Origin of the sequence: Pseudomonas weihenstephanensis, assembly GCF_001043055.1 — a bacterium.
Taxonomy (GTDB): domain Bacteria; phylum Pseudomonadota; class Gammaproteobacteria; order Pseudomonadales; family Pseudomonadaceae; genus Aquipseudomonas; species Aquipseudomonas weihenstephanensis.
Genome location: NZ_JYLF01000001.1, coordinates 841,504 through 855,826 on the forward strand (window position 1 = coordinate 841,504; position 14,323 = coordinate 855,826).

Consider the following 14,323-nt stretch of genomic DNA (forward strand, 5'->3'; position numbering starts at 1 on the left):
GCATCCGTGTCCACTCCATCAATGCGCTTTGTGTGTATCAGTCTGAGGAGATGTTGTGGATTCTAAACTGAATGCCTTTCTTGAGCGTGCTGACGCGGTGCTTGCGCGTATTGAACCGTTGCTGCCGGCGATCCGCCAACCGGTGGATTGGGATCGCTCACTCGCCGCACGCTGGCAGCGCGAAGGGCGTACGGGTTATTTGATGCCGCTGGATGTCAGCCTTCAGATGCGTCTTACCGACTTGATTGGCGTCGATCAGCAGCGCGATCAATTGGGCCGCAATACTAAACAATTTCTGGACGGTTTACCGGCCAACCATGCATTGCTTTGGGGGTCGCGCGGCACGGGTAAGTCCTCCTTGATTCGGGCGTTGCTGGCCGAATACGCCTCGCAGGGGTTGCGCCTGATTGAAATCGAGCGCGATCACCTCGCCGACCTGCCTCGCGTGGTTGAAGCCCTGCAAGGTCTTGAGCAACGTTTTGTACTGTTTTGTGATGACTTGTCTTTCGAGGCCGGCGAGGGCGATTACCGCGTGCTGAAAAGCGTGCTGGATGGCTCCCTTGAGCAAGCCCCGGAAAACGTTCTGTTGTATGCCACGTCTAACCGCCGGCATTTAGTGCCAGAAAAAGAAAGCGACAACGAAAACTGGAAGCACGTCGACGGTGAACTGCATCCCAGCGAAGCCGTGGAAGACAAGATTGCGTTGTCTGATCGATTTGGCCTGTGGCTGTCGTTTTACCCGTTTACGCAGGAACACTTTCTGAGCGTGGTTGAACACTGGATCGGCGTGTTGGCGAGCAAGGCCGGTTTGCAGTGGGAGCGCAATGAGGCGCTGGATATTTTGGCCGTGCGCTGGGCAACCGGGCGTGGCAATCGTAATGGACGCTGCGCTTACCAGTTCGCACGCTACTGGGTTGGATTGAAATTGTTGGAGCAACCGAATGATTGATTTGAACGCAACAGGTGATGGTTTGGACGGTTATGCCTTGTTGAAGGCGCAACTGGAGTCCTTGTTGGCTGATGAGCGTGACTTTATTGCCAATGCCGCACAGTTTTCGGCATTTTTGTATCACCAGCTCGACGATTTGAATTGGGCCGGGTTTTACCTCAATCGTAATGATGAGTTGGTACTGGGCCCTTTTCAGGGCCAGATCGCCTGTGTGCGCATCCCGTTTGGTCGGGGGGTGTGCGGAGCTGCGGCCGCAACCCGAGAGACCCAGCGGGTTGAGGATGTACACGCGTTTGCAGGGCATATTGCCTGCGACAGCGCGTCCAACAGTGAATTGGTGGTGCCTTTGATCAAGGACGGTCGTTTGATCGGTGTGCTGGATCTGGACAGTCCGAGCATCGGGCGTTTTTCAGCGCAGGATCAGCAAGGCATCGAAGCACTTGCGGCTATCTTTTTGCGTTTGAGCGATTGCTGAGCCTATGGGCCCAGCCCGGCCTTGCGTAGCAGCACGTCGACTTCCACGCTGTCGACCTGCTCAGGCGCCAGAAAGCGCTGGGCATACTGCATATAGATCTGCTCGTGCATAAACAGCGCGAACAATTGCGGGTCAATATGAGCATCGTGGCACATGGCTGCCATGATGCTCAGCGCTTCGCTCAGGGTTTTACCGCGTTTGTACGGTCGATCGGACGCGGTTAACGCCTCAAAGATATCGGCAATCGCCATCATGCGTGCCGCCAGGCTCATCTCTTCGCGTTTCAGCCGTTTCGGATAACCGGTGCCGTCCATTTTTTCATGATGCCCGCCCGCTATTTCAGCAATGTTGCCCAAGTAGCTGGGGAAGGGCAGGTGCTTGAGCATGAGGATGGTTTGCACGATGTGGTTATTGATGATGTAACGCTCTTCGCGGGTCAGGGTGCCCCGAGTAATGCTCAGGTTGTACAGCTCGCCGCGATTGAACTTGTACGCAGGCACGTCCAGTTGAAAGCCCCATATATTGTCCGGCTCCATGCATTCGGCCTCGTTGCGTACGAACAGGTGTTCCGGCTTGTCGGCCAGCAGTGATTCGGTCACCGGTAACGCTTGCTCCGTTCGGGTTGCCTGGCGTTTGTTTTCTTCCCATGACACGCCCAGCCGATCATCCAGCGTGCGGGTCCAGGGGCGCAGGGCAATCGTCTTCAAGCGTTCCAGGTCGACCTCGGCCATGGCCTCGCTGCCCAGATTGCTGCGTGCAACAAAGGCAAAGTCATCGTCCAGTGCGCCCAGGCTGGCGTCACGGGTTTGAGCCAGTTGCTTCTCGTCTGCGCCTAGAGCCCGGCCCTGCCAATAGCTGACCCAGGCATCGCGCTTGAGGACCTCGAAACGGGTGCGTATTTCGTGGATCCGGTCGTACAGGGTTTCAAGTTTGGTGGCTTTGTCGACCACGTATTCTGGCGTGGTGACCTTGCCGCAATCATGCAGCCAGGACGCGATGTGCAGCGCTTCCCACTCTTCATCGGTGGGTTGATAGTGCGCAAATGCGGTGTGTTGGCTGGCGGCAGCCGCCTGGGCCAGCATCAAGGTCAGGGCGGGCACGCGCTGGCAATGACTGCCGGTGTAAGGGCTTTTGGCGTCAATCGCCCCGGCCAGCAATTGGATGAAGGCGTCCAGCAGCTGCTTTTGTCGCGCTTGCAGGCGCTGGCTTTCAATAGAAACCGCCGCCGCGCCCGAGACGGCCTTGATGAAGGCAATACGGTCGGCGCGCAGGTGCTCCTGGTCTTCACGCGAGCCGCTGTTGTTGAGTAATAACACCAGGATGCCCACGGTCTCGCCATGACGGTTGTGCAGACGAATCCCGATCAGGTGCACGCTTTGGCTGTCGAACGCCTGCATCACGGGTTGCAAGTCACCGGCCTGTGCATGGCTGAGGGTGCACACCACGCTGTCGTTGCCTTCATGCAGCGTACGCAACCAGGGCGGATATTCGCGCTCCTGAGCATTCAGCGCGGGGTGAGTCAGTGTGCTCAAGTCGCGAGGTTGATCGTTAATGATCAACCCTTTGAGGGCGAAATGAGGCCCCTCACTTTCGGTCAGATAAATCAGTCCAGCCTGCGCCTGGGCAATCTTCATGGTTTCGCGCACCACCGATTGCAGCAGCGGTTCGAAGCGGGTGTGCGCCGACAGGCTGGCGGTGATCTCAAAAAAACTGGCCAAGGTCTCTTTCATGCGGCGCATGGAGGCGGCCAACTGGTCGATTTCAAGCACCGGTGAGTGCTCAATCGCGGGGTAATTGAAGTCAAAACGGCGTATCGCTTCGGCTTCTTGCACCAGGGCACGCAGGGGTTTGACCAACAGCCGAGAGATTAACCAGCCTAAGGGCAGGCACAGCAGCAGGATCGCCAGTGTGACAATTGCGCCTTCCCAACGCAGTTGATAAGCATCGCCCAACAGTTCGTCTTCAGGAACCATCAGGGTCAGATACAAGCCGTTCAGTCCACCATCGGTCAGCCTGGCCTGTGAGACGATCCACTGGCGTTGGTCTGCCTGGAGGCGATGCTCGTGGTCGATGCCTTGGCGGGTTAAGGCCGCGAATGCGGGGCTAAGTTGCTCAACGCGGGACAGGTGAGTGGACTCAGGATCGGCCAGTGACGGCTGGTAATCAGGGTAAGCAACGGCCTGGCCTGTGTCATCAAATAACGCGATTTCTGTGCCGGGCGTGACCTTGTGCCGGGCCAGCGTGGTGGAAAGTTGAGAAAGCGTGAGGTCTGCTCCGATCACCGCTTTGGCCGAACTGCGACGGGATAATGTAGTGCCCACCTCGCGTGTCGAGAAAAACAGATAGGGGCTGGTGGTGAGTTGGTCGGTGATGCCCCGCGCCGGAATAAACCAGCTGCGGGCACGTGGGTCGTAGGTTTCATCGGCTTTATTGCGTTGTTCAAGCAGCGACAGGGACTCATCAAAAAACAGAATTTTCGACTCAACTGCGCTCAGTAGCCCCGACCGTTGAATGCTCCAGACCTGATACATGGCTTGTTGCGGTGCTTTCAGGCGGTTCTTGGTTGCTTGATTACGTAAAGGGCGAACCAGAAAGAAGTTCCCTTGGTTGTCCCCCAGATAAAGGGCGGCGAGTGCCGGATTGTCATTGAGTGTTTGCACAAACGGTTTCAACAATGCCATCCGGCTTTCGAATTGATCGGTAGTGCCATCGGTACCGAGTGAAAGCAGGTTCAGCGCTTGGCGTATCGGCTGGTAGGTGTGCAGCAAGTCTTGCTGCACATCCTGTGCTATCTGGCTGAACACCTGTTGGCTGCTGTTGAGAATGATCCGGGTGGTTTGCACATAGTTAAAAACGCCCAAGGCCACACCCAGCAATACCAGCAACAGCGTGAACATCACGCTGATATGGACATGCAGCGGAAATTGGCGCTTTTTAGCTGACCCAGTTTTGGGCATACAAGGTGTCCCCGCAGATAGGAGTGCGCTGGTCCCTGTAAGCATAGTTAGGCCAGGCTCACGAGCCCCTTTTTTTGTGCAGGGTGACGCCTGGGTTATTCGGCAAGCTTGGCCAGTTCATTGAGCAGCGTTTGCTCAAGTGACGCCATGGCATGCCTGACCTCATCACAGGCGTGTTGCAAGGTGTCGGGGCTGGCCGTTTCCAGCGCTTCACACCGCTCAATCAATTTCACGGCCCCGACAATACGTGCGGCGCCTTTAATTCTGTGGGCCAATTCAGTAAAGCCGTCCAGCCCTTCGTCTGCGCGCAGTATGCGCAGCGCCTCAAGGTCAGCGCGGTTGCTGTGTAACAGCTCTTGGAGCAATCGTTTGATCCTGATGGGGTCTGCACCTGACAGCGCATAAAGGCTTTCAACATTGAATGCGACTTCGGCGTAGACAGGCTTGAGTACGTTCAGACGCTTGCAGAGCAATGTGAGGCTGATGGGCTTGAACATGCAGTCGTCCATGCCTGCCTGTTGGCAGTTGAGACGCTCCTCTGGTTGGGCGTTGGCGGTGAACCCCAGGATCGTGCACGGCACTCGCTGGTCAATGTGTTCGATATGTCGAATCGCGCGGGTCAAGTCATAGCCATTCATGACGGGCATATTGCAATCAGCAATGACCACGTCGAACCCCCCTTGCTTCCAGAGTTCAAGCCCGGCGGCCCCGTTTTGTGCCGTGGTGTACACATGGCCTAAAAAGCCCAATTGCTGACACATCAACAAGCGATTGGCCGGGTGATCGTCCACAACCAGGACATTGAGCGTCCGTGTGCTGTGGGTGATCTCCGGCTCTTTTGCGGTCTGACTCAGGCTGGGCGCCAGAGACGGTACTTTCAGGGTGACCTGAACCCGTGTGCCCACCGTATGTTGGCTGCTCAGCGTCAGCGTGCCGCCCATCATTTCGCACAGGCTTTTACAAATCACCAGCCCGAGTCCTGCGCCCCCCAAGGCAAACTGGCCGCTGTTTTCTACCTGGGAAAAAGGTTCAAACAGGCGCGCCTGATCGCTGCTGCTGATACCAATGCCTGTGTCTTGCACGCTGAGCTGCACCTGAACCTGATCCGGGGCGTCTGTGGGGAGCAGGTTCAATGTCAGTGTTACATGACCGCGGTCTGTGAATTTGATGGCATTGCTGATCAGATTGGTGAGGATTTGTTTAAAACGCAGAGGGTCGACCTGTACATCCGGGGCGTTATGCTCCGGAGTGAAAATCAGTGACAGGGTCAGATTTTTTTGCCGTGCCAAACCGTCGAACACCCGAATAACGGAGCTGGCCAATTCGCGTAAGTTGACGCGCTCAGCTGACAGGTTCAGCCGGCCCGACTCGATTCTGGCGATATCAAGAATATCGCCAATCAGCTCCAGCAAGTCTTTGGCAGAGTTGTACGCCACCTCAATTGAAGGTCGATCGAGCTGGCCTTTATCCGCTCGTTTCAACGTGAGTTCCAGCAAGCCTATAACCGCATTCATGGGGGTACGGATTTCATGGCTCATCGTCGCCAGGAACGTACTTTTGGCGCGGTTGGCCTCATCAGCCAGCTCTTTGGCGGAGCGCAGTTTGTCCATCAATTGACGGCGGTCACTGATGTCGATCCAGCCACCGATGATGCCTTGCACCTCACCCAGCGAATCCCTGTAGGGAAGAATCCAGTGGTAAATGGTCATGATCTGATCGCCGATGTGCAATTGGCGATCCATGATCAGTGGCGTGCCTTCGCGTATAACGCGCAGATAGTCAGCCTGAAAGTCCCGGGCTTCGTGTTCATTACTGATGGCACTGCGAGTTTGTATGACCGTTTTGCCGATGACTTCTTCGCGCTTGGCGCAAAAGGCTTCCAGATAACTGTCATTACAGGTTTGCAGAATGCCCTGGCGGTCTCGCACATAAATGGGGTGGGGTGTTTCATTGACCATGGCGCGCATAAATTCGAACTGATCGCTGAGGGCGCGCTCAGCCTGTTTTCGCTGCTGTATCTGGCGGCGCATGTAAGCGTTCCAGACCAATGACAGCAGCAGTAAAAGGGTGGTCCCGATGATGATCTGGTAAATCAAGCGATGATAATTACGCCAGTAGCTATCAGAGGCGGGCACATAACCGCGCCAGCGACTGTTGATAATGCCCAGCTCGCAGGGTCTAGCGGTTTCTAATAATTGTGATCTAGGTCGCCAAAGGTGCGGGGACTTGTACCCGTGGCTTTGGGGGCTGAAAATACTGGACTTAGGGGAAAACGGTGGCGTGCCGTAGATGGTAAGGGATCTGGCCTGTATGGGCACGAGAATGGCTCATTCGAGCGAGAATTTTTCTGTAGGTGGGTGAGGGCATTAGTAATAAAAAGCCCCGTGAAAGGGCTTTAAGATAGAACTCTCTTGAGTAAATGAGAGCGAAAGTCTCTTCTGGTATTGATAAGTAACTGAATAATTATTTTTGACTCATTAAACTCGTAAACAATTTTTGTTTGTCTAACTAATCTGTATAGTATGTGGTTAATTCCTAAGTCTTTAAGCTCGTCAACAATTTTTCCGGCTTCAGGTTTGTCTCTGATTTTTTTAAATTCCGCTGCATATTCAGCGTGAGCCTTCTTCCATGTGCTTTTCCCAAACTCTTTCGTGACGTATGACTTTATCTCGGATAAGTCTTTTTTCGCATTCTCAGTGATGATGAACTGTCTAGTCATTATCAGTCACCCAGTTCTTCAATAAATTCCATGGCATCGCTGAATTTCCCATCGGCAACCTGTTTGTGCCCCAGTGCAATGAGCTTTAATAGAGCCATTGTTTCTTGCTGACGTTCGAAATCATTGATCTCTACGATAACCATTTTAGGTTCTCCATTTTGAGTAATTATTATCGGTTCAGGATTAACAGTAAATTCTTTAACGATGTCTGCGGCACTATTTTTTAAATAAGTAATAGGTCGAATATGAGTTGCTAATGACATTGGTATTTTCTCCATTTATAGTGAGTGGTTCAATTGGTATAATAAGGCCAGAATTCTGGCCTGTCAAGATGTGTGACAATATAATACGTGTGAGTTCCCTAGAAAGAAGTATCGAAAATAATGGAAGGGTTTGGAGTAGTAGGTGATAGTTAAAGCTTCGGAGATATATCTCTAAACCTATGGCTGCCTGATTTAAACGAAATGGAATGGGGCGATTCTACTCTGTGAGAGTAGGTTATATGTCCGTGAAGGTAAGGTTTTGGTTAAAGGATACAAGTATGTATCGTGGCAGGATACATAGTGGTTGTAAATTCCTACGGTGTAGGAATGTGTATATCCGCAAAGCGAAAATAGCTTCACGGGTATAAGTATGTAAAGTGGGGCTTTACATGTATTTATAGTTTAATGTCCAGCTTTTCGATAATAGATTGCTTGTATTCGTCGGCTTCAATGTCTATCTTTATTTTTGCTTCTTTCCACTGTTCTTCATAAAGGTCTTGCCATCGTGCTGCTAATGAATGGACAATCATATCAAGGTTTTGTTGTTTTACACTATTCCCGCTTCTTGCAAACTCCTTGATTAGAACATCATTGGATATTGATTTGCAGCCTGAAAATGCTGCTATTAGCTTTTTGGCGAGGTTTGAGGTCATTCGGATATCATGAAGCTCATCCATTTCTACTATCTTTACGAACATAATTAAAAATTTTTGACGCTCACGTCTTTTAAATCCACCAACCATACCGCCTATTTTTCCTGCATATTCCATCCTGTTCATAATTAGAACTCCTATGTTGTTATAATACCAATACCATAGGGTTTTGATATGTCAATGCTTCAAGGTCATATCTCCAAACCTTTAACTGTTTCAGGTTTTGCTTCCGGGATACATCTTGTAGGAAATTGGCTAGTTTCGTTTTTTTTAAAATTTTAACGTAACCAAGACCCCATGTTTTTTTGTGAAATAAATATGGGGGCGATTTTTAATTTTTTCAGGGTTGATTTTTTGATGTGCTTTGTTGCAGAACCCAACTAAGTAATTTAGTTATAGTCGAATCCTATTCACCTATTAACCTCCGACCTTATATTTATTTTCGTTTTGCTATTGACAAGGATTTTTGCCGTAAGTAAGCCATAATTCAATGGTTGGAAAAATTAAATATCTAAAAAATTCGATAAAAAAGTTAAATTTTCATGATGGTTTTTTCAAGAAAATCATTTTTCTAAAAAGTCGATTTTTGGTTACTGCCCCAAATCGCTTTCGGGATATTTACGCTCACCAGCCCAGTGAGTGATGTTCACCGTTTTCGATGAATTTGGAAAAGTGTGAATTTTTCATCAGGAAATAAATTTGATATGTATGTATACATACATATAGGTTGGGGGATATATCTCCAAAGCATGGTAAGCGATGGGTTGAGTGGTTAACGCTGTTTTGGACTGTTTTGATATAGGTTTTTTACACTAACCATAATGCTGCGAGGTGTAACGCACTTGGCTATTTTAGGCGTGTAGTGGGGTGGCTTGGTGTCGTTGTATCAACGGAGTGGAAGAAAGCCGATTTTGACTATTCTCAGGCATTCTAGGGCTATCGCCTTATAGGTCTTTTTATAGGTAGGTGAGTACGGTCGGAGGGAGGGGGATGGGCGGAAGGAAGAAGAAACACCCGCTGAGGGTGCTATTATCTGATATAGGCTTTTGCACTAATTATAATGCTATGGTTACTTCCTCCAATAGAATACAGTTCTACGGCTGACATTTAACTCCTTCATCACTTCCGTAATAGTTGCCCCAGCTTCAAGCAAGATAATGCCTCGCTCTCTCTTGGTCTTACCTTTTTGCTTGCCTCGGAAGCTCTGTATCTCGCTGGTGTGGGTTCTGGCGACATAATCGTCAAAGGTGCCACGGTTGAAGTTTCTATGCGTCCACTTGGCTACGCTTTTGGCCGTGTGCTTTACTTCGGAAATGTCCAACGGCGTAGTAAAATTAACGTTGTAGCCGGTGGCACGGTCTAGGCAAGCGTTTAGCCATTGTTCATAGGTCGGCCAACCCTGACGTATCGCCTTGTATGCCCACGCTCTTAATTGGTCAAAAAGCATACAGTTACGACCCAAGCCGTAATCCTCTACGGGCTTCTCTCTGGCTTTTTCCGGGGTTAGATCGATGTAGTCGGCCAAGTCGTCCAAGGTGTAGGGGGCGGCCTGCCACTGGTGGGTCATCCAGTGGGAATTGATCGGGTTCTTGCAGATCAGGCCGCTGTAGCCTCTGTCTGCTCCTAGACGACTACGCAAGCCCGCCTCAACGGCTGCCGCATAGCGTAAAGGGGCGGTTTTGCCGTCGATTGCGGTTCGGACAGGGGTTTGTAGCAGGTAGAGCAAATGGGCGTGCCCATTGGCCGGATTTCGAGCGATTAGGTTAGGGGCTGGTGCCCCCACGTCATCCCAGTGCATCCCTGCATTAGATTTATCGAGGTCAAATACCATCCAATATCTATGCGTAGGGCCGTTTGGTTGCACAAGCCTTGCAAGTTTTGCTTTTTCTTTTTTGTTTATTTTTAAGCCACTGAGTAAATCGTCAGTGTGGTAAGGTCTCTTTGGTAAGTAGTCCTCAAATAGTTTTACGCATCCCATCGTTGTCCTCTTCTAATAGTTATATTTAGAAAAAGAAAACCTTGGGAGATGACTTGACAATAATTTTTATAATGATTAAATGGTTGTGTTGATTGAAGTTTTTTAAAATTTTATTGTAGTATCTGGCCACCTTCCCCAAGGTGGTTTTCTTTTTCTGCTCCTTTCAAATTGCCATACTTTAGAGGTTTGTCAAACTTGGATGCTAAAAAGCCCGTTTGCTTGCGGGCTTTTCTATTTTATTCTTTGGGGAATTTTCTTTTGCACATGTCGTATGCTATTTGGGCGTGAAATTTGCTGCCCCCATTTTTTGCGTTATATAAAACACAATCTTCAAAATTTCTAGGAGTTACGAATAATTTGTAAGAGGTTGCCAAAATAAAAATCGTCAAAGCGAATATAATGGCATTTCTTAAGCTTATATTTGAGAACTCAAAACGCATTTTCTGGTAGCCTCTCGAAGTCCATATTTCCGTTGAACATTGTGTAGATTGTCAGGGATATATCGCTATATTGAATGCCTTGAGCTGTTTGGATTTGCTCAACGTCAAAAGGGTCTGACTTTGAGTTGCACCCACTCTTAATGTCTTTGTATTTAATTACATAGTTGCCCGGTTCAATTTTATTCATTTTGAATGTGCTCCCTGCTGGAATGTACGCCTCTCGGATTCCAGAAGATTTTCCATCAGAAGGGCGAGCAAGCTTAATGTAAATGTTTGAGTTGCCCTTACCATTGTCAATCGTAATAGTCGAATAACCATTGGCTCTAGTGATCGGCCCTACATAGGCAGCACGAGCGGGCCAAGCCTGTCCATTAGGGGCTTTTGTCATTTCAGGAGAGCACATGGTAGGAGCTGTTGGCTTTGTAGGAGCTTTAACAGTCGGTGCTTGAGTGCCTGTGGTGCCCGTTGGTTTGATATTAGTTTGTGTTAAAAGCTTTTTACTTTGTTCCGGTGTTAAATTATATGCTTGCTGAAATGGCGATGTTTTCGTGGTTTCACTATTTTCTGTTGTTGATTTAGAATTGTTATAATCAAAAAAGTGGTCCCAGTATCCGGCAATCTTGTTTTTCATATCTGTTGGAGTAAGCGAGTACCCCCAACCTAGAAGTATCAGTAAAGGTAGTATTGTCCTTGACCATTGAAACGGTTGTTTTTTTGAACTGGCGGGTTCTACCGGCTTTTTTTCCCGCCATTTATCTGAAGAGGCCGATGCTTGTGGCTGTGGCTGTGGCTGTGGCTGTGGCTGTGGCTGTGGCTGTGGCTGTGGCTGTGGCTGTGGCTGTGGCTGTGGCTGTTCTTTTTTTGGATCAACTCTATGAGCAGCTTTCCATTCTTCAAATCTTATCCATTTATCATGGTTATCTCGTTTTTCTGGATCAGAGAGAACCTCATATGCTTCATTGAGATGCAGCATAATTTTAGCTGCTTGCGGATCGGGGTTACGATCAGGGTGGTATTTCTGTGTTAACGACTTGTAAGCTGCACGTATAACCTCTGGAGGGGCGTCCCGTGAAACTTTTAAGTTATCGTAATGGGTGCGGATTTTCATTGGCATATCCGTTGCGTTCAATGCTGGCATTCTACCATTGAGATGCCATCAATCCAAGAATGGCGTTGAAGGGGATAGAGGCTATAAAGCCGCTATATTGCGGCTATTGATAGGGGTCGTAAGGGTCTTGGAATGGGCTTGGCGGTTTGAGCTTTAGCAATCTTCGCCTTCTGGCTTCTTTTGCCTGCAGGGCTTCCTCTTTGTCAAATTCAACCACTTGTTTTTTTGTGAAGGTGTCGGATGCCCAAAGTTTTACTTTTCCTGTCAATCCAAGCTCCACTTTAACATGGTCTAATCCTTGCTCTTTTAGTTGTTCTCCGACATTAAATAGGTAATCCTTTCGCTTCTCGGAACCCAACCGGCTTGCCATTTTATAGGTGTTTTCTCTAAGTCTTTGGTAGTATTGCTCTGGATTTTCATCGAGCCTCTTAGCTTCAAGTATTCTATCAACGAGAATGTCAAATTTCTTGATTAATGGTTCTAACTCTACCTCGTAGACCTTAATTGCTCTTTCTAACACTGATTTTCTTTCGGTATCCTCTTCTATTTTCTTCCTTAGCTCGCGTAGTTCCTTGGTCATTTTTTCTTTGGCGGTTTTGAAATTTACCCTAAGCTCTTCGGTTTTGTTTGTTTTCTTGGTTATGTCCTCGGACAGTATTTGCCTATCGTGGTCGAGCTTCGCATTTTCTTTCTGCTGCTCCGTGGCGTGCATCTCTAAATTTTGGATTGTATTCTGGTATGTTGAAACAGTATTTTGAAGGTTGCTTATCGTGGTATTAAGTCTTACGACAGTGGTCTTTTGCTCGGTCAGCTCTTCTTTCTTCTGTGTAAGCTCCTGCTCAAGTTTTTCTACTTGTCTGGTGTAATAGTTATGGCTTCGCTCGCTCTTGGGCTTCTTGGCCTCCTGCTCAATCTTGCTTAGGAATTCTTGTTTTTCCTTGGTTTTAGGTAGGAATTTTGCTTGTAATCCATATGCAGCGGCTAATCCGTTAAAGTGTTCATAAAAGGCTGCCTGCATTACTTTTGACTTCCATGACTCGCGTTCTCGGATAAACCTATGGTTTTGCTTTTCTTCGCTACGGTTGGGAAGTTTGAAGTCTTCTAATATTGGTGGCTCAGATATTTTGTCAAGGTGAGCTTTATTCCTCGCATAGTATTGTGATGCGAATTCAAATTCTTGGGCTGAAAAATCATATTTCCCAGTTTTTGTATTTTGAAGGTCAAGGAAGGCGTGGACATGGTTTGTGGTTTCGTCCAAGTGACTGAACGAAAATAGAATGTCGTTGTTGGGGAAGTTCTTTTGGTAGAACTGGTGCATGGCTTTCTGCAAAAGGTCTGTGTATCCCTTTGTGATTGCCAATTTATTGGGTTCGGGGATCACAAGGATGATTTCTTTAACCCTGTTGACCGTCCTTGATACGGCTCGTTCTGGTGCGTTTTGCTCGATCTCTTGTTTCTTTGTGGTGTAGTTCTCTAAGAGGTCGATTCGCTGGGATATACGGCTGATTTTGTGCTGATTGAGTAGGGCGGCGTAGTCTTGGACTACTAACGGCCTTTCTCCTTCCATTATCGATGTGACGTATTCTTTTATCTCAGTCGATTCGGTTGCGTTGATGAATTTGACCAGCTTCGATTTTAGTTTTCGGAGCTTTTCTTTCTCTGCTGCTATCTCGTCAGTCGCTTCTGTTGCTTTGAGTTTGGTCTGTAGTTGGTCGTTGAAGTCGGCCAGCAATTGCTCGGCCAATTCCCTAGTTAATACCTGTTCAACGCCACCTACAATGGCGATATTTGGGTGGTCTGGATTGAGGTTGAATTCAAAGTCGTCATACTCGTTTTGGTCCAGTCTAAGCGAGTGCTTCAACGAACTGTCCAACCCCTTCAGGTTGGAGTAGTTTCGATCTCTTTTGGTCAGTGTGATTGTCTGCAAATTAGTATCATTCATTTTATCCTCAGTAGTGGGTTGGTCTTTTCTTTTGGCTTTTGCTTCTGTCCTGCCGACTAGGCACCTGCGTTAACCGTCACATCTTTTGCGTAGCAAAAGTGGGATGGTTAACATAGCAGGTATGCTTTAAAGGGCTTCTTTGAGAACTTGAACCATATACATATATTGAACCACATAAAAAATGTATATCAAGCATGATGGTGTAGGTAGTTTTGTATGGGGGGGTTGGGTATGTGCGTGTGGTGTAGTAATCTTTATTATGGTTATGTAGTCTACATGTTATCTATATATTGATAACTAAAGACGTGTGTGGGTGCGTGCGTATGCATGAGGCGTGTGCAGGGGCGTGCATTATGCTAGGCGATTTGTAAAAAAAGATCGTGGTTTAGAAAAGGTCAAAAGCTCTTCTGGTGGGTAAGAGCTTAGGAGTCTTTGATTATTGTTCTGAATTTTAACGTGTAACGCCTTGGTTATTTAATGTGTAACCCCCTCCAATTTTTGGTTTATTAGAGGGGCTTACGTTTATTTTATGATGTGGGAAAGGTCTGGTATTCCAAATGGCGTTAGTGGAGCTTTTTGTTTGAAAAATTGATGGGTGTAAAGGTTGAAGTCTTTTTCACCTTTTATACGAATGTCCATGCCGACGAGATTTGTTTCTTTGTCAATTTTAACGTCGAAGGTGATTCCTCTGGTGATGAAAAATGTGTTGAGCTTCAATCGGCCTTCTTCTGTTTCGTATAGGGCTATTATGTCTTCGTAGGTGGTGATTTCGAGCGTTTCCGCTTCGATTGCTAACGTGCCTTCAAGTTTTTGGATCTCGCTTTCTAACACGGTGATCC

At 48.3% G+C, this 14,323-nt stretch carries 9 protein-coding genes and 2 pseudogenes; 2 read left to right on the top strand and 9 right to left on the bottom strand.

All coding sequences use genetic code 11. The annotated features are described in order from the left end of the window. Positions 1 to 55 precede the first annotated feature (55 nt). Positions 56 to 949: an ATP-binding protein gene (locus TU86_RS04090; protein WP_048362992.1), complete on the top strand. Its 894-nt coding sequence runs from the start codon at positions 56 to 58 to the stop codon at positions 947 to 949. Further along, entirely contained in the window at positions 942 to 1,424 is a 483-nt protein-coding gene (locus tag TU86_RS04095; RefSeq protein WP_048362993.1) for a GAF domain-containing protein, read from the top strand. The genes TU86_RS04090 and TU86_RS04095 overlap by 8 nt, the downstream gene beginning before the upstream one ends. A gap of 2 nt (positions 1,425 to 1,426) precedes the next feature. On the opposite strand, the gene TU86_RS04100 is transcribed toward TU86_RS04095, so the two are convergent. The 9 genes and pseudogenes from TU86_RS04100 to TU86_RS04145 all read right to left on the bottom strand — a co-directional run. After that, positions 1,427 to 4,381: an HD domain-containing phosphohydrolase gene (locus tag TU86_RS04100; RefSeq protein ID WP_048362994.1), complete on the bottom strand. Its 2,955-nt coding sequence runs from the start codon at positions 4,379 to 4,381 to the stop codon at positions 1,427 to 1,429. Positions 4,382 to 4,476: 95 nt separating this feature from the next. Then, positions 4,477 to 6,558: pseudogene (locus TU86_RS04105) on the bottom strand (ATP-binding protein); the annotation flags it as partial. A gap of 218 nt (positions 6,559 to 6,776) precedes the next feature. Further along, positions 6,777 to 7,100, bottom strand: a complete 324-nt coding sequence (locus TU86_RS04110) for a type II toxin-antitoxin system RelE/ParE family toxin (RefSeq protein ID WP_048362995.1) — start codon at positions 7,098 to 7,100, stop codon at positions 6,777 to 6,779. A gap of 2 nt (positions 7,101 to 7,102) precedes the next feature. Then, positions 7,103 to 7,363: a type II toxin-antitoxin system Phd/YefM family antitoxin gene (locus TU86_RS04115; protein ID WP_048362996.1), complete on the bottom strand. Its 261-nt coding sequence runs from the start codon at positions 7,361 to 7,363 to the stop codon at positions 7,103 to 7,105. A 395-nt stretch (positions 7,364 to 7,758) separates the two neighbouring features. Next, entirely contained in the window at positions 7,759 to 8,142 is a 384-nt protein-coding gene (locus tag TU86_RS04120; RefSeq protein ID WP_048362997.1) for a hypothetical protein, read from the bottom strand. A gap of 943 nt (positions 8,143 to 9,085) precedes the next feature. Then, entirely contained in the window at positions 9,086 to 9,994 is a 909-nt protein-coding gene (locus tag TU86_RS04125) for a replication initiation protein (RefSeq protein WP_048362998.1), read from the bottom strand. A gap of 429 nt (positions 9,995 to 10,423) precedes the next feature. Then, positions 10,424 to 11,542, bottom strand: coding sequence for a J domain-containing protein (locus tag TU86_RS23480; RefSeq protein ID WP_157395879.1), 1,119 nt, complete (start codon positions 11,540 to 11,542; stop codon positions 10,424 to 10,426). Positions 11,543 to 11,645: 103 nt separating this feature from the next. Then, positions 11,646 to 13,484, bottom strand: coding sequence for a hypothetical protein (locus tag TU86_RS04140; RefSeq protein WP_048363000.1), 1,839 nt, complete (start codon positions 13,482 to 13,484; stop codon positions 11,646 to 11,648). Between the two features lie 522 nt (positions 13,485 to 14,006). Continuing rightward, positions 14,007 to 14,323, bottom strand: a pseudogene (locus tag TU86_RS04145) (hypothetical protein); the annotation flags it as partial.